We start from the raw sequence: 272 nt of genomic DNA, 5'->3' as shown, positions 1-272 counted from the left end.
CTTAGCATAGTTCCTGATGACCAGGAACTGGCCTGACAATTGAGAAAATATCGTTTCAATCCTCTTGCGCGCTTTTGCAAAGGGAATGAAAGTCGGTTTCCAATCCTTTTGGTTCAGCCGGTAGGGACATTCCAACCGGATATATGCGGTTTCAAAGAGGTCAAGCTGTACGTCAGCCCCGACATAGCCTTTGTCTCCATAGATGCTGCAATCATGATATTCCAGTTTCACGTCTTTCATGTAATTGAGGTCATGTACACTCGCCTTTGACA

General features: G+C 45.2%; 1 protein-coding gene. It reads right to left on the bottom strand.

What is annotated here, in order from left to right:
• The coding region (locus H6A60_RS14590) for a transposase (protein ID WP_205105315.1) at positions 1-272 on the bottom strand (272 nt) is incomplete at both ends.

Source organism: Sutterella massiliensis (assembly GCF_016899755.1).
GTDB lineage: Bacteria > Pseudomonadota > Gammaproteobacteria > Burkholderiales > Burkholderiaceae_F > Sutterella > Sutterella massiliensis.
The sequence above is the reverse complement of the archived record's forward strand: the minus strand, read 5'-3'. Positions and strand labels throughout refer to the sequence as shown.